13 protein-coding genes are annotated in these 19,504 nt (G+C 40.8%); 4 read left to right on the forward strand and 9 right to left on the reverse strand.

Annotation, left to right across the window (positions count from 1 at the left end; all coding sequences use genetic code 11):
• Positions 1–80: 80 nt before the first annotated feature.
• From xdhB to katG, 5 genes are all read right to left on the reverse strand, one after another.
• A complete protein-coding gene (gene xdhB, locus HC725_RS04840) occupies positions 81–2,501 on the reverse strand; it encodes a xanthine dehydrogenase molybdopterin binding subunit (RefSeq protein WP_190330646.1) in 2,421 nt (806 codons plus the stop codon).
• On the reverse strand, positions 2,494–3,975 hold the full coding sequence (gene xdhA, locus HC725_RS04845) for a xanthine dehydrogenase small subunit (protein WP_342365923.1): 1,482 nt from the start codon (positions 3,973–3,975) through the stop codon (positions 2,494–2,496). Before xdhA ends, xdhB begins: the two co-directional genes overlap by 8 nt.
• Positions 3,976–4,365: 390 nt before the next feature.
• The gene (locus HC725_RS04850) at positions 4,366–5,283 is read right to left on the reverse strand and encodes an ROK family protein (protein ID WP_190330648.1); all 918 of its coding nucleotides are present in this window, start codon (positions 5,281–5,283) and stop codon (positions 4,366–4,368) included.
• A gap of 96 nt (positions 5,284–5,379) precedes the next feature.
• The gene (trhO, locus tag HC725_RS04855) at positions 5,380–6,369 is read right to left on the reverse strand and encodes an oxygen-dependent tRNA uridine(34) hydroxylase TrhO (RefSeq protein WP_190330649.1); all 990 of its coding nucleotides are present in this window, start codon (positions 6,367–6,369) and stop codon (positions 5,380–5,382) included.
• 181 nt (positions 6,370–6,550) lie between these two features.
• Positions 6,551–8,722 (reverse strand): catalase/peroxidase HPI, encoded by a 2,172-nt coding sequence (katG, locus tag HC725_RS04860; protein WP_190330650.1) that lies wholly within the window; start codon positions 8,720–8,722, stop codon positions 6,551–6,553.
• Positions 8,723–9,210: 488 nt separating this feature from the next.
• Between katG and HC725_RS04865 the strand changes: the two genes are divergently transcribed.
• Positions 9,211–9,579: a hypothetical protein gene (locus HC725_RS04865; protein WP_190330651.1), complete on the forward strand. Its 369-nt coding sequence runs from the start codon at positions 9,211–9,213 to the stop codon at positions 9,577–9,579.
• Between the two features lie 182 nt (positions 9,580–9,761).
• On the opposite strand, the gene HC725_RS04870 is transcribed toward HC725_RS04865, so the two are convergent.
• Positions 9,762–10,685: a LysR family transcriptional regulator gene (locus tag HC725_RS04870; protein WP_274601384.1), complete on the reverse strand. Its 924-nt coding sequence runs from the start codon at positions 10,683–10,685 to the stop codon at positions 9,762–9,764.
• A gap of 96 nt (positions 10,686–10,781) precedes the next feature.
• Between HC725_RS04870 and HC725_RS04875 the strand changes: the two genes are divergently transcribed.
• Positions 10,782–11,876, forward strand: coding sequence for an alkene reductase (locus HC725_RS04875; RefSeq protein ID WP_190330653.1), 1,095 nt, complete (start codon positions 10,782–10,784; stop codon positions 11,874–11,876).
• 187 nt (positions 11,877–12,063) lie between these two features.
• Positions 12,064–13,770, forward strand: a complete 1,707-nt coding sequence (dld, locus tag HC725_RS04880; RefSeq protein ID WP_190330654.1) for a D-lactate dehydrogenase — start codon at positions 12,064–12,066, stop codon at positions 13,768–13,770.
• 34 nt (positions 13,771–13,804) lie between these two features.
• Here the strand turns inward: dld and HC725_RS04885 are convergent, their stop codons facing one another.
• Positions 13,805–14,998: a XylR family transcriptional regulator gene (locus HC725_RS04885; protein ID WP_190330655.1), complete on the reverse strand. Its 1,194-nt coding sequence runs from the start codon at positions 14,996–14,998 to the stop codon at positions 13,805–13,807.
• Between the two features lie 175 nt (positions 14,999–15,173).
• On the opposite strand from HC725_RS04885, the gene xylB reads away from it, so the two are divergent.
• Entirely contained in the window at positions 15,174–16,628 is a 1,455-nt protein-coding gene (gene xylB / locus HC725_RS04890) for a xylulokinase (RefSeq protein ID WP_190330656.1), read from the forward strand.
• Between the two features lie 114 nt (positions 16,629–16,742).
• Here the strand turns inward: xylB and HC725_RS04895 are convergent, their stop codons facing one another.
• Positions 16,743–17,921, reverse strand: coding sequence for a sugar ABC transporter permease (locus tag HC725_RS04895; protein WP_190330657.1), 1,179 nt, complete (start codon positions 17,919–17,921; stop codon positions 16,743–16,745).
• Positions 17,918–19,447 carry a xylose ABC transporter ATP-binding protein gene (locus HC725_RS04900; protein WP_190330658.1) on the reverse strand — a complete coding sequence of 510 codons (1,530 nt, stop codon included), beginning with the start codon at positions 19,445–19,447 and terminating at the stop codon, positions 17,918–17,920. Before HC725_RS04900 ends, HC725_RS04895 begins: the two co-directional genes overlap by 4 nt.
• Between the last annotated feature and the right edge of the window lie 57 nt (positions 19,448–19,504).

Consider the following 19,504-nt stretch of genomic DNA (forward strand, 5'->3'; position numbering starts at 1 on the left):
AGGAGATTCCAAACAGGTCGTCCCTCGCTTCTGGAATAACACGTTATTTATTACGAGTATCAAAAACACCATAAACTCATTTAGGCTTGTACTCGATGGTTATCGACTAAAGCTGCTTTAACCATAGAGCTCCCCGATCTCGCCTTTTCCATTGCCCATAGCACTCGCTCTGGTGTGGCAGGTGTATCCAGCTGAACTGTGACGTTGTCACCTGACTTTGCATTTTCCAACGCAACGGCATGCACCGCATCTTTCAATGCACTCCACACAGACATACCCAACATAAACGGAGGCTCACCCACCGCTTTAGAATTAAATACCGTGTCTTCTGGATTAGTTCGGTTTTGTACAATCTCAGTTCTAAAATCAATTGGCATATCCGCAATGGCTGGGATCTTGTAACCTGCTGGGCCATTGGTCATCAAGCGACCTTTTTCATTCCACACTAGCTCTTCTGTGGTTAACCAACCGACACCTTGAATAAACCCACCTTCAATCTGACCAATATCAATGGCAGGGTTTAATGATGCGCCTACGTCATGCAAAATATCTGTGCGCAGAATTTTGTATTCGCCCGTTAGGGTATCCACAATCACTTCAGAACAAGAAGCCCCATACGCAAAATAATAAAATGGGCGACCACACGCTTTTTCATGATCGTAATAAATTTTAGGAGTGCGATAAAAACCGGTACTCGATAGCGACACTTGGTTGAAATAAGCTTGCTGAATAAAATCTGCAAATGGGATCAATTGCTCGCGAACTTGCACAATACCATTGTTAAATACCACTTCTTCAGGCGTTACTTTGTAATAATTTGCTGCAAATTCAATTAAACGAGCTTTAATGGTTAACGCTGCATTTTGAGCCGCTTTACCATTCAAATCGGTGCCGGATGATGCAGCTGTTGGTGAGGTATTCGGTACTTTATCGGTATTGGTGGCGGTGATCTGAATCTGGTCAACATCAACACTGAATTCTTGCGCCACAATTTGCGCTACTTTGATATTTAGCCCTTGCCCCATCTCCGTACCACCGTGGTTTAAGTGAATACTACCATCGGTATAAATATGGATCAGAGCACCGGCTTGGTTTAAGAATGTTGCCGTAAATGAAATACCAAACTTCACCGGCGTTAAGGCGATACCTTTCTTTAAGATTGGACTATTGGCATTATATTGCGCGATTTCTTGACGGCGTTTTTGATACTCACTGGTTTTTTCTAGCTGCTCGGTGATCTCGAATAAGCAGTTATCTTCAACTGTTTGATAATAGTGGGTAACATTTCTATCTTCGAGCCCGTAATAGTTTTGCTTGCGGACCGTCAATGGATCTTTTCCAAGATGATGCGCAATTTCATCCATGATATGTTCAATCGTCATCATGCCTTGCGGGCCACCAAAACCACGATAAGCGGTATTAGATGCAGTGTGAGTTTTACAGCGATAACCCACCACCTTTGCATCACCAAGATAATAAGCATTATCCGAGTGGAACATCGCGCGATCGACAATCGAATGCGATAAATCAATCGAATAACCACAGTTTCCTGCTACCGATAAGTCAATTCCAGTGATGCGTCCATCATCATCAAACCCGACTTTATATTGGTTATAAAATGGATGACGTTTACCTGTCATGGTCATATCGTCATTACGCCATAAACGCATTTTGGCAGGCTTTCCGGTTAAACGAGCGATCACCGCAGCCAAACACGCAGGGGCATTCGCTTGGGTTTCTTTACCACCAAAACCTCCACCCATGCGGCGCATATCCACCACCACTTTATGCATCGAAACGCCTAACACTTCTGCCACAACTTTTTGAATTTCGGTTGGGTTTTGGCTTGAGGTATAAACAATCACCCCGCCATCTTCACTCGGGACGACGCTACTGGCTTGAGTTTCTAAATAGAAATGCTCTTGGCCGCCAACATTAATATGCCCTTCTAGCACATGCTTTGCTGAGTCTAATGCAGCTTGATAATCGCCACGTTGCTGAACATGGGTATCATGCACGAAAAATTCTTTCTCAAGCGCTTCTTTCACATCTAAAATGGCAGGCAAAGGCTCAAACTCAATCTTAGCCGCGAGCGCCGCCTTACGAGCCGTTTCCATATCTTTAGCCGCAACAGCAATAATAGGCTGACCATAATATTCCACAATGCCATCAGCCAATAATGGATCGCCAGGGAACACCGCGCCAATATCCAGCTGACCCGGAATATCTTTGCTTGTGATCGCTATCTCAACCCCATCAATTTCGTAGCAAGGGCTGGTATCAATGCTGATAATTTTGGCATGTGCCTCTGTACTTAGGCGGCAATATATATGCAATTGATTTGGAAATTCCAAACGATCATCCACATAAATAGCTTCACCTGTCACTTGCTTATCTGCACTATCATGTTTAACTGACTTACCTACACCCGTTTTCAAGTCTTGTTTGTATTGAGTCATAAGTTCATCGTAACTTAATGTTTTTTTGTTGTGATTAGACATAAGACGTGACCCTCGTTTCAATACTATTTTGTTTAAATTTTTGGCTATTCATTTGTGTGATTGCTTTTGTTTGTTGCTCAAGGAAAAAGCGCATCAACATATTGCAAGCCGTTTTACTACGATATTCTTTACTGGCACGAAAATCTGACAGAGGCTCAAAGTCTTGCTCCATTGCGAACATCGCATCTTCAGCGGTTTGTTTATTCCACGCCTTACCAATTAATGCTTTCTCGCATAATGTTGCTCGTTTTGGAGTCGCAGCCATGCCACCAAATGCCACTCTTGCATCAGTAACGACATCATTCTCAACCGTCAAATTAAATGCACCACAGACGGCTGAAATATCATCATCTAAACGCTTAGCCAGTTTGTAAGCACTGAATTTTGCATTGGAATCCAATGGTTTCGGTATGAAGATTTTTTCAATAAATTCTGATTCTTGCTGAGCTGTCACTTTGTAATTAATGAAATAATCATCAATCGGCAAAGTGCGAGTTTGCTCACCTTTACGTAAGGTAATGCGTGCATTTAACGCCATAAGAAGAGGGGGGGTATCACCAATAGGAGACGCATTGGCGACATTCCCCCCAATAGTACCTTGGTTACGCACTTGTAAAGAGGCAAAACGATGAAGCAGTTGACCAAAGTCTGGATAGTATTTGGCCAATGTTGAATAACAATCGCTGATCGGCATATTCGCGCCAATCACAATATCTTGTTCCGTTTCCGTGATGGTTTTCATGTCCGCCACGCCAGTGACATTAATTAAGGTTTCGATTTCACGATGAAATTGTGTCACTTCTAACGCTAAATCTGTACCACCAGCCACCAGCTTTGCTTTCGGATGGCGTAGATATAAATCGGCTAACTCTGCGATATTGGTTGGAGAGAAACTGGTTAAATTACCCTGCACCATCGGCAAGGCTTTGCGATCAATTTTTTCAAGCTTGGCAATTGTTTGTTGCTCAAGTTCAGCAAATTGGTCAAGCAAAGGTTTGTCTGAGCTTAATGAAAGCGCGGCATCAACAATTGGGCGATAACCCGTACAGCGACACAAATTTCCTGCCAAAGATTCCATCACATCTTCTTTATCGGCATTGGGCTTATTTTTACTCAGTGCAAACATCGACATAATAAAACCAGGTGTACAGTAACCACATTGTGAACCATGAAAATCCACTAATGCTTTTTGCACAGGATGCAATGACGATTTATTCTGAAGATCCTCAACCGTGATCAATTGCTTACCATGCAATGATGAGACAAACGTTAAGCATGAATTCACACTACGATATTCAAGCTTGCCATTCACTAACTCGCCTAAAACCACAGTACAAGCACCGCAGTCGCCCGAACCGCACCCTTCTTTGGTCCCGGTTTTTTTAATCTCAGTGCGAAGATAATTCAACACCGTCATATTCGGCGAAAGGTCACTTTCACGTTTTAATGTTTGATTAAGTAAGAATGTAATCACGTTAACTCCCTGTATCGTCATTTCGCCTTCATCACAAATCATATCCACTTTAGATAATCTAAGTATGGCGCATTACTTCATTTTTATTATTAGTATCTGACCACCTGATATTCAGGTTTATCTTCTACTTCATTTGAAATAAGTATTAGCTTTCCTGACTAATGAGTCAACTTTTATAGATTACATTTTTGCAACAATTTTATAACCAATTAATCTTTAAGACATTATTGTATACAATTTGTCGTATAGAATTTAGAAATGATGAGATAAGAATCAATAGCACGAAAGAAAATGATGAAAACAGACAAAAAAAACCGCAAGCCTTTAATGAAGGATCACGGTTTAATTCTTACTATACTTACTTTGGAAAGGATGAACGAAAAATATTAATCAGTGAGGAAATGAATGCAAAAATGCAGCGCCTCGTACACCGGATGAATCTCCATGTACGTTTTTAACCACTTGAGTAATCGCTGATTTATTAAAAGTATAACGATTGAGTTTTTGTTGAACCAATGGGTAAATAGCATCGATATTCGACATCCCACCACCGAGCACAATCACTTCAGGATCAATAAAATTAACGATGGTGGCACAAGTTCGGGCTAATTGATCGCAATAAAGATCAAAGTGAGCAATGGCCTGCTTATCCTCTTGAGAATGTAATTCCATGATTTCTTTTGAGGATATTATTCTTTGGTTATCTTTACCATATTGCTGTGCATATAAACGCTCAAAACCAGTGCCAGATAAAAAGGTTTCATTACAATTCATTGATCCGCAATAACACTGCACAGGTGCACCATCAATATCAGGATTAAAATGTGGTAATGGATTATGTCCGATCTCTCCACCGAGCTTGTTTAATCCGGTGACTAACCCACCATTTATAATTACGCCAGAGCCACAGCCGGTACCGATGATAATCGCTACGCAAGATTGTTTCGCTTCAATTGCCGCGCCATCTTTAAACTCAGATAGTGCAAAACAATCAGCGTCATTAGCAATGGCGATAGGAACATTAATTCGCGATCGTAAATCGCCAATAAAATCTTGACCATTTAAGACCAAAATATTAGCGCCTTGCATCAAGCCATCATTGCCGATTGAACCGCAGCAACCAATGCCAATCGATTCAATCTCGCCCTGTCTAGCCAATTCATTAATTACCGCCATCGTTGAGTCAATAAACGCATGGTAGGTTTCTTTATTTGTAGGCACACGATGTTTAATCAGGGTTTGATAGGTTTGGCTGTCTAGCCCAACCCCTTCAATTTTTGTTCCACCAATGTCCAAGCCAACAATCATGCATATCTCCCTGATAATTAATTATTTTTATAATATAAAACTTTTATTAGAAATTAATATTAGGCCAAAAAAACATGTGTTGGCGATAATATCGCTCTATTTACGCGAACGTCTTTGCTCTGATTTACGTTGTAATTTCTGCTGGCGCTTTTGTTCCATCAATTTAACTGCATCGCTTCCTACATGAATTTCACCACGTTGATTAGCAAGTTCTACTTGTTTTTCACGTTCACGGAAACGTTCGATTTGTTCATCAGAATGCGAACCAAAGCATTTAGGGCAACTGACGCCTTGCTCAAACTTTTCAGATTCTTTATCCGCTTCAGTGATAGGAAGACGGCAAGCATTACACAATTCATAAACGCTTTGCTCTAACTGATGATTCACTGCCACACGGCCGTCAAATACATAGCAGTCACCTTGCCATAAGCTTTCTTCTTGTGGCACTTCTTCTAAATATTTTAAGATTCCACCTTCAAGGTGATAAACCTCATCAAAACCCTGCTCTTTTAAGTATGCTGTTGATTTTTCACAACGAATACCGCCAGTACAAAACATAGCGACTTTTTTATGTTTAGCCGGATCAAGATTCTCTTTTACATAATCAGGAAATTCACGGAAAGTCTCAGTTTTTGGGTTAACTGCTCGCTCAAAAGTACCCAGTTCAATCTCATAGTCATTTCGGGTATCCACCACAAAAACCTCTGGATCAGAAATCAAACTATTCCACTCTTTAGGTTTTACATAAGTGCCAACCACATGCTTAGGATCGATTCCTTCAACGCCCATGGTGACGATTTCATTCTTCAATTTTACTTTAGAACGATTAAACGGCATTTCATCATTATAAGATTCTTTATGACTAATGTTTTGCAAGCGAGGTTCTGCTTCAAACCACGCCAGCAATGTATCAATACCCGCACGGTTCGATGCTACTGTTCCATTAATCCCTTCATGGGCAAGCAATAATGTGCCTCGAATTTGATGTTGTTCCATCAATAGGCGCAATGGCTCTTGCAACGCTTGATGGTTTTCAATTTCAACAAATTTATATAAAGCACAAACAACAACATCACTTTGACTCATAACATCTCTTTTTTATTGCCATAAAATTTGGCGCGATTATAGCTGAGTAATTCATTGATAAATACTTACATTTAATATGGATAAAGGCCAATTCAGAATAAATCCAAATCGGCCTTTTAGTATGTACTTCTATCAATGCACTAGAATCAACGCTCTAGTCTTTGATATTAAAAACTAAACATTAGATATCAAAACGATCTAAGTTCATCACTTTCACCCAAGCCTTCACAAAATCGTTTACAAATTTTTGTTCCGCATCTTGAGTAGCGTACACTTCCGCAATCGCTCGTAGATGTGAGTTTGAGCCAAACACCAAATCAACACGAGTACCTTGCCATTTTTCAACGCCAGTTTGACGATCAACACCTTTATAATATTTCTTATCTTCAGAAGCTTCCCACTTAGTCGACATATCGAGTAGATTCACAAAGAAATCATTGCTTAATACACCTTTACGATCGGTAAAGACACCAACTGGAGATTTCTCATGATTGATATCCAGAACTCGCAACCCACCGATTAATACCGTTAATTCAGGTACGGTTAATGTTAATAACTGCGCTTTATCGACCAACAGATGCTCTGCGGGTGCAGACGGAACGGCTTTTGTATAGTTACGGAAGCCATCTGCCACTGGTTCAAGGTAATCAAATGAAGAGGCATCGGTTTGCTCTGCTGATGCATCCATTCGACCTGCGGTAAATGGTACCTCAACATCATGTCCAGCTTGTTCTGCTGCGACTTCAATCGCCGCATTACCAGCTAGCACAATCACGTCAGCCAACGATATTTTTTTGCCGCCTGTTTGAGATTGATTAAAGGCTTGTTGAATAGCTTCTAATGCTGTCAGTACTTTTTTTAACTGCTTAGGATTATTCACTTCCCAATCTTTTTGTGGCGCTAAACGAATTCTCGCACCATTCGCACCACCACGCATATCGGATCCACGGAATGTAGAGGCTGATGCCCAAGCGGTTTCAACCAACTCAGAAATCGGTACTCCTGAGCTTAATATTTTTTGTTTCAACGCTGCCACATCTTCACTATTGACTAATTCATGATCACAGTGAGGAATTGGATCTTGCCAAATTAATACTTCTGTTGGTGCTTCTTTACCGAGATAACGAACACTTGGTCCCATATCTCTATGTGTTAATTTAAACCAAGCACGTGCAAATGCATCGGCAAATTGCTCTGGATTCTCCAGAAAGCGACGTGAAATGGCTTCATAAGCAGGATCAAATCGTAATGATAGATCGGTGGTTAACATAGTTGGCTTGTGTTTTTTGGCATCATCATGTGCATCAGGAACACTGGTCTCATCCGTTTTCGCGATCCACTGCCACGCACCCGCTGGGCTTTTTTCTTTTTCCCACTCATAACCAAATAAGTTTTCAAAGAAGTAATGACTCCATTGGGTTGGGGTTTGAGTCCAAGTAACTTCTAAACCGCTCCCAATCGCATCTCCGCCTTTACCTGTACCGAAGCTACTTTTCCAACCAAGACCTTGCTGCTCAAGACCGGCAGCTTCCGGATCCGCACCAACAAGAGCTGCATCGCCCGCACCATGGGTTTTACCAAAGGTGTGTCCACCTGCAATCAAGGCTACCGTTTCTTCATCATCCATCGCCATTCGAGCGAACGTATCACGAATATCTGCAGCAGCAGCAAGCGGATCAGGATTACCACCTGGGCCTTCTGGGTTCACATAAATTAAGCCCATTTGCACAGCGGCTAATGGATTATCAAGATCTCGTTCACCAGAGTAACGCTTATCATCTTCAAGCCATGTGGTTTCATTACCCCAGTTCACATCTTCTTCTGGTTCCCACACATCTTTACGACCGCCAGCAAACCCAAAGGTCTTGAAACCCATAGATTCTAATGCCACGTTTCCTGTCAAAATAAATAAATCAGCCCACGAAATTTTACGACCATATTTTTGTTTCACTGGCCATAATAAACGACGCGCTTTATCAAGGTTAACGTTATCAGGCCAGCTATTTAAAGGCGCAAATCGTTGTTGACCAGAACCAGCGCCACCACGACCATCAGACAGACGATACGTCCCTGCACTGTGCCACGCCATACGAACGAATAAAGGACCGTAGTGACCAAAATCGGCAGGCCACCAGTCTTGAGAATCTGTCATTAAGGTATTCAGATCTTTTTTAATCGCGTCTAAATCTAAACTGAGGAACTCTTTTTCATAATCAAAATCTGCATCCATTGGGTCAGATTTTTCACTGTGCTGGCTAAGCATGGATAAGCGTAATTGGTTTGGCCACCAATCCTTGTTGCTTGTACCGCCACTTGCTGCATGTGGGAATGGGCATTTACCTTGATTAGACATACATTGTTCCTTCTAAGTTATTTCAATCCAAAAATTTGAAAACGGATCTTCATAAAATTACGTCAAATTTGTTAAACGACTAGATAAACCATAAGCTAGACTAGTTAAACTATAGGCTAATTGACGACTACAAACAGGTTAGACCTATCATTCAAAACAAACCAATCGATTTAGAAAATTAATCTAATAGATTTTACCAATTAACCGCTTAATGAAGATTCAATTCCTCTAATAAAACACAATAAAGTCACACTTTCTATATGGGAATAGATTAAAAACGTAAAATGTTACAAACTAAACTCAAGCCTACAGTTACAAAGTAAAATCAAGGTCATAGATTGTTATGTAAGGGTTAAATTACCGTATCAACTATCGCTATTTTGAATATATGAGATACAGTTAATTGGAAGCAGCAATTTATAATAAAAAATATACGGTATGTCTGTTTCCATACTATTTTATGTTTTATGTATTTTTAAGGAGTCAATATGACTAAGTTATCTTGGTTGAAGTCTATTACCATCGCCTCTGTTTTTACATTTGCACTTGCAGCATGTGATAACAACTCAAATGATCAAGCAAAAGATAAAGTTGACGAAGCTACGGTTCAGACTCAGCAAGCACTTGATGATGCAGGCCAAAGCATGAATGACACCGCTAATGATGTTCAAGAATCTGCGTCAGACACTGCAGATCAAGCGGGTGACAAATTAGATGAAATGGGCGATAGCATGTCTGATAGTGCTGATGATGCGGCAGACAAAGCTGATGATATGGCTACAGATGCTGGTAATGCCATTGAAGATGGTTGTGAGAAAGTCAAAGAAGACGTAAACGCTGAAGATACTGACTGCTAATTAATTCTCAAATAATGACACCCCTTACACTTTGTCATTATTTATAAAGTAATTTAAGTAATCATAAGCACCATTTAAATCCCCTACTGCCGCAGGACTTAACGTCTGCGGCTTTTTTATTTATGTAAATCTAACGCAGGTAATAACGAACAAGGATCGTATTATTTTAAGTTGCGTACATCTCAGCCTTGCTTACACTTTTCCTGCAAAAATTCACGCAATGTCCGCACGCTTGGATTAAGTAACCGCCGATCGGCGCACACTAGATTTAATGGTGCGGCTTCACATTGCCAATCAGAACACAATGTCACCAGTCGCCCTGTCTGAATATCATCATACAAATCCAATTCCGATTTATAGGCAATGCCCTTCCCTGCTACCGCCCAACGTCGCACTGCATCACCATCGTCTGATATACGATCCCCGCTCACTCGAATATTTTTTTCCATGCCTTTTTGGCTGAAATACCAACGGTCATGCACATTCTCGCCCACCATAAAACACAAACAATTATGCTGCACTAAATCTTCAGGAGAATTGGGCATGCCATGCTGCTCTATATAACTTGGCGAGGCACATAACACGCGAGAATTATTAGGCGCAACATTTAAAGCAATAATATTAGAAGAAGGAGGTTCGCCATATCGCAATGCTATATCGACAGGTTGCGAAAACATATTGGTTAAGCGGTCTGATAACTGTAATCGAAGTTGAATCGCAGGGTATAAGCTCTGAAACTCATCTAACCATGGCAATACTCGATTACGACCAAGATCAGAAGGAATCGATAGATTCAATGTGCCATGAACTGCCAAGTGACCATGAGCAAACTCACTGACCGCACCTTCTAACAACTCCACGGCTTGCTCTGCATGCTGTAAAAATATCTCACCCTCATGAGTCAGACGTAAATTGCGAGTGGAACGCACAAACAACATCACACCAATATCTGCTTCTAAACGCTTCAATGACACACTGGTTGCCGCTGGGGTTAGATCAAATTGACGCACGGTTGCCGATAAACTGCCAAGCTTTGCGGTCATGATAAATATTTTTAAATCTTGAAGGGATTTCATTATTAAATATTTTTTGAAAGAGATTGTCATTTATCCTAGTTTTTTTAATACAACAGGTCAAATAAGATAATGATACTTTAAAAACTCAACGCACATTATCGCTTTAATTGCATAAGGAATAGAGCTATGCCTACCCCATTAAAATCACTATTTTCACCACTAAAAGCATTACAACTTAATAACCGTATCGTTATGGCACCAATGACTCGTTGCCGCACTGCTCAACCGGGCAATATTCCCACTCAAATCATGGCTGATTACTATGCTCAACGCGCCAGTTCTGGCTTAATTGTGACGGAAGCAACCCAGATTTCACAACAAGGGCAAGGCTATAGCTTTACACCCGGTATTCATAGCCAAGCACAAATCGACGGCTGGAAGCTGGTTACAAATGCAGTGCATAAAGCTGGAGGAAAAATAGTTCTGCAACTTTGGCATGTTGGCCGTATGTCACACACTGCCTTTCACAATGGTGAATTACCCGTTGCACCTTCTGCAATAAATCCGCAAGCACAGATTTGGCTAGCGGATGAACAAGGTAATGGCGCAATGGTTGATTGCCCAACTCCTCGTGCACTCTCAACGGAAGAAATCAAAGAGATTGTTGAAGATTATCGCCAAGCAGCAATCAATGCGATGGAAGCCGGTTTCGATGGTATAGAAATTCACGGTGGTAATGGTTATTTAATCGATGAGTTCCTACGCAGCACCTCGAATCATCGTACAGATCAATATGGCGGTGACCGCATTAACCGTTTACGTTTTTTAACTGAAGTGGTTGATGCCATTTGTGGTGAAATTGGCCCTGCTAAAGTTGGGGTTCGTTTAGCTCCATATATCACGGCTCGTGGTATGGATTGCCCAGATATTATAGATACCATCTTGGATGCTGCGGTCATGTTTGAGCAAGCCGGTATTGCTTATATTCACCTTGCTGAAGCAGATTGGGACGATGCGCCTGTCGTACCTGAATCTTTTCGCCATCAACTGCGTCAAAACTTCAGCAAAACTATTATTGTTGCGGGCGGTTATAGCCCTAAAAGTGGCGCGGTATTAATCGAAAAAGGCTTAACCGATTTGGTCGCTTTTGGCCGCCCATTTATTGCCAACCCAGATCTTCCAAACCGAATTAAACATGATTACCCATTGAGTGAACTGGATTCGAGCACCCTATTTGGTGGAACAGAAAAAGGCTATAGCGATTATCCTGCCTATTCATAAATAGAGATGACAATAAGGCTCTATTCGTCATTTCGAGTCTCAGATAGAGCCTTTTTAATATCAGAATAAAATTCGTATCTCATTATATTCATAGGAATAACCTCAAATGCTTGGCATGCTCTCAACATACATTTAAAAAAGGGATAAGATAAGATCCACATACGAACGATAAATGTAGAGGATCACAATGGAAAACCACGCTCTAATCAAAGATTTCCAGTCTATTGTTGGAACTAAAAATGTTTTAACCCAAGTAAAAGAAACCGAATATTATCGATCTGGTTTCCGTTCGGGCCAAGGTGATGCGCTTGCGGTGGTCTTCCCAACAACCTTACTTGAACAGTGGAACGTAATTAAAGCGTGTGTAGCATCAAACTGCATCATCATTATGCAAGCTGCAAAAACAGGTTTAACCGAAGGTTCTGCGCCAAGTGGTAACGATTATGATAGAAATGTCGTTATTATTAACATCACTCGCATGACTGAGATTCATCTTTTGGATGGCGGTGTACAAGCCGTTTGCATGCCAGGAGTAAGCCTGCATAAATTACAAAAAGTGCTAAGTGGTGTTAATCGAGCTCCCCATTCTGTGATTGGATCATCCTCTATTGGTGCAACTGTTGTCGGGGGGATTGCGAATAATTCTGGTGGCGCATTGGTCAAACGAGGTCCTGCATATACTGAACTCGCATTGTTTGCTCAAGTGGATAAAGAGGGACAATTACACCTGATTAACCACCTTGGCATTAATGGATTAGGCGACACGCCGGAAGAAATTCTCACTAATATCCAAAATGGAAAGATTAAACCGGAAGATATTCAGCATGATGTAGGCATGGCCTCAGACAGAGAATACGAAGCGCGTGTTCGTGATGTCGAATCTGATATCCCATCTCGATTTAACGCCGATGAACGCAGGCTTTACGAAGCCAGTGGCTGCGCCGGAAAATTAGCGGTATTTGCCGTTCGAATCGATAGTTACCCCATCCCTAAAAAAGAACAGATATTTTATATTGGAACGGATGATGCGAATAAGCTCACCCAATTAAGACGAGATATGTTATCTCAATTTGAAAATCTGCCTGAAATGGGTGAATACATGCATCGCGATATTTTTGATCTAGCTGAAAAATATGGCAAAGATGTTTTCCTATCCATTAACCATTTAGGCACAGACAACCTACCAAAATTCTTTTCTTTAAAAGCAAAAATTGAGAATAAACTCAGTAATATCCCATTGATAAGTAAGCATTTACCCGACACCATTTTATACTACGCCAGTAAAGCATTCCCTCAACATCTACCAAAACGTATGTTGGCCTTTAGAGATAAATATCAGCATCATTTAATCTTAAAAATGAGTGATACAGGAATTGAAGAAGCCACCGCTTATCTCGACAAAAACTGGGGAGAAAACTCAGGTAGTGGTTATTTCGCATGTACGCCTGATGAAGGTAAAAAAGCATTACTGCATCGATTCGCCGCGGCTGGCGCAGCCATTCGTTATGAAACTATTCATAGTAAAGATGTAGAAGAGATCTTAGCGCTAGATATTGCCCTTCGTCGCAATGATCATAATTGGGTCGAAAGTCTGCCTGAAGAAATCAGTAAAAATGTGGTGAAATCTTTGTATTATGGCCATTTCATGTGTTATGTCTTCCATCAAGATTATATCTTCAAGAAAGGCACCGACACAAAAAAAATGAAAGCGCTCATGCTGGATCTGCTCAAACAAAAAGGAGCAAAATACCCAGCGGAGCATAATGTTGGTCATCTTTATGAAGCAGAAGATAACTTACAAGCGTTTTACCATCAGCTCGATCCCACCAACACCTTCAACCCCGGCATTGGTAAAATGAGTAAATACAAACGTAATTGCAGTTGCTGCCATTGATAATGGTGGTTTCAAAGAATGCAGGGGAAGTATTTTAACTTCTTTCTCTGTATTCTTTGGGCGTTTTATTATGTGTTTTTTTGAAAATGGTATACATATATTGCAAGGATGGATAGCCGCATAAATCGGCAATTTCCAATATAGGCAACTCGGTTGAGACGAGTAAATTTCCAGCTCGATTTAATTTTGATTCATGCAATTCTTGATGAATCGAATGTCCTCTTTCTTCTTTGAAACGCGCTTCCATATTCGAACGTGATATACCAACGTAACTTAATACCTGTTCAACTTTGATACCTCGGCATGCATGTTGACGAATATAGTGCATGGCTTGGATCACATACGGATCTTTTAACGCTTGAAAATCGGTACTTTGCCGCTCATAAACTTGAGTCGGTGGAACCAATACTCGCGCATGTTTAACCACTTTGCATGGCTGTTCTTGATTCATTTGAGCAGACTTTTTCTCTAATAAATTATGCAACATTTTTGCCGCTTTATGGCCCATTGATTTACAGCCTTGACCAACCGAGCTCAAAGAGACGCGGGTGAGATAACGCGCTAATTCCTCATTATCAATACCAATAACAGAAAGGTGGTCTGGAACCATTAAATTAAGATGATCGCAAGCTTGAAGTACATGCCTAGCTCTCGCATCAGTCACCGCAATAATTCCCGTACCGGCTGGTAAACGTTGCAACCAATCAGATAACCGATTCATATCGTATTGCCACGTTTGTGGAGAGATTTCATTGCCCAAATAGACTGAAGAACTGTATCCCGATTTTTCCACAATTTGTAAAAAAGCCTTCTTACGCTCATGTGCCCATCCATGTACATATGATTGAGGTAAACCATAAAAGGCAAAATTCTCTATACCTTTCTTTTTTAAATGCTCAAATGCCATTTCAACTACGGCATAATTGTCTGTTGCAACATAAGGGACATCGGGATAGTCCTCTTCAGATTGATAAGACCCGCCCACGCCAATAATCGGTACGGTGACATTTTCAAGTTGTTTAATCACTTCGGGATTATCAAAATCAGCAATGACACCATCGCCATGCCATTGATTAAAATTATTAATATTGGTGGTGAAGTCTTCTTCTAAGAAAATATCCCAGTCACATTGGCTCGCTTGTAAGTATTCCCCAATACCCTCTATTACTTGTCGGTCGTACACTTTGTTGGCATTAAACAGCAGCGAGATTCTAAATTTCTTATCCATTTTTATACTTATTCTTATCCATGATATTGAGATTATAAAGTCTTACCGAGTGATAACTGTGACTTAAGCAATAAACATTAAATCTTTGAATAAGAGAACTAAAAAACATAATTGTAGAATGGAGTACAAAGATGAATGATTGAGTGATCTCAATATAACTATTAGGGTTAAGTCTATGTTTATCGGTATTGATCTCGGTACTTCTGGTGTAAAAGTCATCTTAATGGATGCAAGCGGACAAGTATTAGCAAGTGAACAAGTTGCATTAACCGTTTCAAGGCCACAACCACTGTGGTCAGAACAAGATCCAGACCATTGGTGGCAAGCAACATGTGAAGCAATGGTAGCGTTAAGCCAAACACACGATCTAAGCCAAGTGAAAGCCATTGGGTTATCCGGTCAGATGCACGGAGCAACTTTGCTCGATTGTAATGGCGATATTATTCGCCCTGCCATCTTATGGAATGATGGCCGCTGCGCTCAAGAATGTGAAGAGCTGGAAGTCTTAGTACCAAATAGCAAAACAATCACTGGTAACTTAATGATGCCAGGATTTACCGCCCCTAAACTGAAATGGGTACAAAAGTATGAACCTGAAAATTTTTCTAGAATAGATAAGGTCCTCCTACCTAAAGACTATTTACGATTTAAAATGTGCGGTATTTTTGCCTCAGATATGTCCGATTCAGCCGGTACATTATGGCTAGATGTGAAAAAAAGAGATTGGAATGATGAGTTACTAGCCGCAACAGGTTTAAGCCGCTCAAATATGCCCGAACTTTTTGAAGGCAATGAAATGACGGGATACTTATGCTCAACGATTGCGAAGCAATGGGGAATGCCGTCTGTTCCAATTGCAGCAGGCGCTGGAGATAACGCCGCAGGAGCCATCGGTGTTGGGATCACAAAGCCGGGACAAGCGATGCTTTCTTTAGGTACATCCGGTGTGTATTTTGCTGCCAGTGATGGCTTTATCGCTAACCCCGAGTCCGCACTACACAGCTTTTGTCATGCTCTGCCAAATACTTGGCACACTATGTCGGTCACATTAAGCGCCGCCTCTTGTTTAGACTGGTGTGCTCAATTAACCAATATGGCCGATGTTCCGAGCCTATTAGCAGAAGTTGAGCAGCATTCTAACCCAAACTCCCAAGTCATATTTCTACCCTACCTTTCTGGAGAAAGAACCCCACATAATAACCCTGATGCTAAAGGTGTGTTCTTTGGTATGACCCATGAAACCAATACTGCCGATCTAGGGCTTGCCGTATTAGAAGGCGTTGGGTTTGCTTTTGCCGATGGTTTTGATGCGCTGCATGTCACGCAATATGTTCCAGAGGAAATATCCTTAATTGGCGGTGGTACAAAAAGTGCCTATTGGCGTCAAATGCTGTCGGATATTACTGGCATGCCGCTCATTTACCGCCAAGGTGGTGATGTGGGTCCTGCACTAGGCGCGGCACGTTTAGCGCAACTGGCGATAACACCAACGCCGAATTTAGACATGATCTGCCCTGTCCCTAAAATAATACAAAGCCATCAACCAAACCCAGAAAAAGCAGAATGCTATAAAGCGAAACGTGAGGTGTTTCAGCAGCTATATAAACAATTAAAACCTCTATTTCACTGAGCTAGCTAACAAAAATCTAACTAGTAAAAAGCTAACTAGCAAAAAATAACCCCCAATGTTGATTATTCAATCATTGGGGGTTATTTCATAGTAAGCGAATCTTTTGAGCCGATATTAATGGCTATTTTTTGTCGCGCTATCCATCCAAACTGCCAACAATAAAATGCTGCCTTTAACAATGTATTGCCAGAATGTTGGAACATCCATCATGCTCATTCCATTGTCCAAGGCCGACATAATAAAGGCCCCAATGACAGCGCCAACGACTGTACCAACGCCACCAGCCATACTCGCGCCACCAATCACACACGCAGCAATGGCATCTAACTCAGCAATATTACCAGCAGAAGGAGAACCTGCGCCCAGTCGCGAACTTAAAATCAAAGAAGCGATTGCAACCAAGACACCATTAATGGCGTAAACCGATAATTTGGTTTTTTCAACATTAATTCCAGATAAACGGCTAGCTTCAATATTGCCACCAATAGCATATATTCGGCGACCAAAACTCGTTTTAGTGGAGATAAACATGCCTAAAATTAATAGGCTACACAAAATCAAGACTGGAGTAGGAACGCCTCGATAATCATTAAGTAGTAAAATAATACCTAAAACGGCAGCGCCAATTAAAACGTGCTTCGAGATATTGGTTGATGCCGACGCAACACTCAATGAATAACTTTTTCTTAAGGTGATTTGTCGTTTTTTCCAAGAAAAATAAATAGCCAGACCACCGATACCAATGATCAAACTTATCATATTCGGCAAATAGCTTTGGCCAATAATCGACATTGCTTCCGAGGTCGGTGCAACCGTGGTTCCATCAGTTACACCCACTAAGATCCCACGAAAAGCCAACATACCAGCCAAAGTAACAATGAATGATGGTACTTTACGATAAGCGACCCACCAGCCATTCCACATCCCAAGTAAGAAACCTGCAATTAACGTAATAAAGATTGTCACAATTAAAGGTAAGCCAAGCCACACATCCATAATGGCAGCTAGTCCCCCTAAAAGCCCCATCATAGAGCCAACCGATAAATCAATCTCGCCACTGATAATCACATACACCATACCAATCGCAAGAATGCCAGTAATGGCCGTTTGTCTAAATAAGTTAGACACATTACGCGGGCTAAGGTAACTCCAATCTGTCATCACACTAAAAAATAGCATGATGAAAATGATCGCAATCGACATCACCAATAATTGTAAATTTGCTTTTTTAAGCCGAAAAAATACTGGTTTATTATTGTCCGGCACTTGGCCAACTTTCACTTGCTGATTCATGCTACTTCCTCTTCACTTTCTGACAAGGCACAATCCATTATCATTTTTTGAGTTAAATTTTGATTAATAAACTTGCCTTTGATTCGCCCTTCATGCATCACAATAACTCGGTCACTAATACCTAACACTTCGGGTAGTTCAGACGACACCATAATGATGCTAATCCCAGCTTTAACCAGCTGAAACATTAGCTTATAAATTTCATATTTAGCGCCAACATCAATACCTCGTGTTGGTTCATCCAAAATTAGTATCTGAGGTTGAATCATTAAGAAACGGGCCAAAATAGCTTTTTGCTGATTCCCGCCAGAAAGGTTTTTAATCGGGAGATCGGCATTGGGCGTCTTTACCGTTAAGCTTTTTATCGATTCAAGAATGGCATGATCTTCTTGTGTTTCATTTAAAATACCATTTGAAGAAAATTTATCTAACCCAGCTAAAGACACGTTTTTTCCAACCGACATGATAGGAATAATGCCATGTCGTTTCCTGTCTTCTGGCACCATTGCAATGCCCGTTTCTAGTGCTTGTTTACTGGTTTTTAATTTAAGTTCTTCACCTTTAAAAAAGTATTCACCGGAATGCTTGCCTTGGTAACACGCAAAAATACATTCCATTAGCTCCGTTCGCCCTGCGCCCACTAGCCCAGAAAAGCCCAGAATTTCGCCTCGCTTTAAATTAAAATTCGCATTTCTCACTTTATAAACTGATGGATTACTTTTATCCATCGCGTAGATATTTTGCGCTTTAAAAATTTCTTCACCTATGTCATGCGCCTCTCGAGGAAAAAGTTCCTTCATCTCACGCCCAACCATCATGGTAATAATATCGTTGGTGGTCATATCTTTCGCGGTACGCGTTCCGATATGTTTACCATCGCGTATCACCGATATCCAATCTGAAATAGCTTTCACTTCGCTCAATTTATGCGAAATAAAAATACAACTCACGCCTTGCCCTCTAAGCTGTAAAACTAAATCCAATAAAACTTTAGTTTCTGATTCGGTTAATGGCGCAGTAGGCTCATCAAGCACTAATAGCTTGGCTTTTTTGGATAACGCTTTGGCGATTTCAACCAATTGCTGCTGCCCAACACCAAGGTCGCCCACCCGAGTTTCAGGGGAGACCGTTAAATTGACTTTCTTTAAAAGCCCGATGGCTCTATGGTGCATTTTTTCAAAATCTAATAATCCAAACCGGCTTATTTCCGATCCTAAAAATAAATTCTCTAATATGCTTAACTCTTTCACCAAAGTAAGCTCTTGATGAATAATAGCAATACCTAACGATTCCGTTTCTTTAATCGTTTTAGCTTGAACAAGCTTACCTTCAAAATAAATATTGCCTTCATAATCCCCAAATGGGTATATCCCACACAACACTTTCATTAAGGTCGATTTTCCTGAACCATTCTCCCCACAAAGCGATAATATTTCGCCTTTTGCTAACGAGATATCAATCCCGTCTAACGCTTTCACACTGCCAAATGATTTCTTAATATTTTTCATTTCTAATAACGGTTGCATATCGACTCCTTGTAAAATCATACCCAGAGAACTGAGAACAAGGGATATTGATACTCA

This window comes from Vibrio sp. S17_S38 (assembly GCF_014694375.1).
GTDB lineage: Bacteria > Pseudomonadota > Gammaproteobacteria > Enterobacterales > Vibrionaceae > Vibrio.

Bases quoted from the DNA above. Each gene is read 5' to 3' on its own strand.
- xdhB (WP_190330646.1), bottom strand. From the start codon at position 2,501: ATGTCTAATCACAACAAAAAAACATTAAGTTACGATGAACTTATGACT.
- HC725_RS04850 (WP_190330648.1), bottom strand. From the start codon at position 5,283: ATGATTGTTGGCTTGGACATTGGTGGAACAAAAATTGAAGGGGTTGGG.
- trhO (WP_190330649.1), bottom strand. From the start codon at position 6,369: ATGAGTCAAAGTGATGTTGTTGTTTGTGCTTTATATAAATTTGTTGAA.
- katG (WP_190330650.1), bottom strand. From the start codon at position 8,722: ATGTCTAATCAAGGTAAATGCCCATTCCCACATGCAGCAAGTGGCGGT.
- HC725_RS04865 (WP_190330651.1), top strand. From the start codon at position 9,211: ATGACTAAGTTATCTTGGTTGAAGTCTATTACCATCGCCTCTGTTTTT.
- HC725_RS04870 (WP_274601384.1), bottom strand. From the start codon at position 10,685: ATGACAATCTCTTTCAAAAAATATTTAATAATGAAATCCCTTCAAGAT.
- HC725_RS04875 (WP_190330653.1), top strand. From the start codon at position 10,782: ATGCCTACCCCATTAAAATCACTATTTTCACCACTAAAAGCATTACAA.
- dld (WP_190330654.1), top strand. From the start codon at position 12,064: ATGGAAAACCACGCTCTAATCAAAGATTTCCAGTCTATTGTTGGAACT.
- HC725_RS04885 (WP_190330655.1), bottom strand. From the start codon at position 14,998: ATGGATAAGAAATTTAGAATCTCGCTGCTGTTTAATGCCAACAAAGTG.
- xylB (WP_190330656.1), top strand. From the start codon at position 15,174: ATGTTTATCGGTATTGATCTCGGTACTTCTGGTGTAAAAGTCATCTTA.
- HC725_RS04895 (WP_190330657.1), bottom strand. From the start codon at position 17,921: ATGAATCAGCAAGTGAAAGTTGGCCAAGTGCCGGACAATAATAAACCA.
- HC725_RS04900 (WP_190330658.1), bottom strand. From the start codon at position 19,447: ATGCAACCGTTATTAGAAATGAAAAATATTAAGAAATCATTTGGCAGT.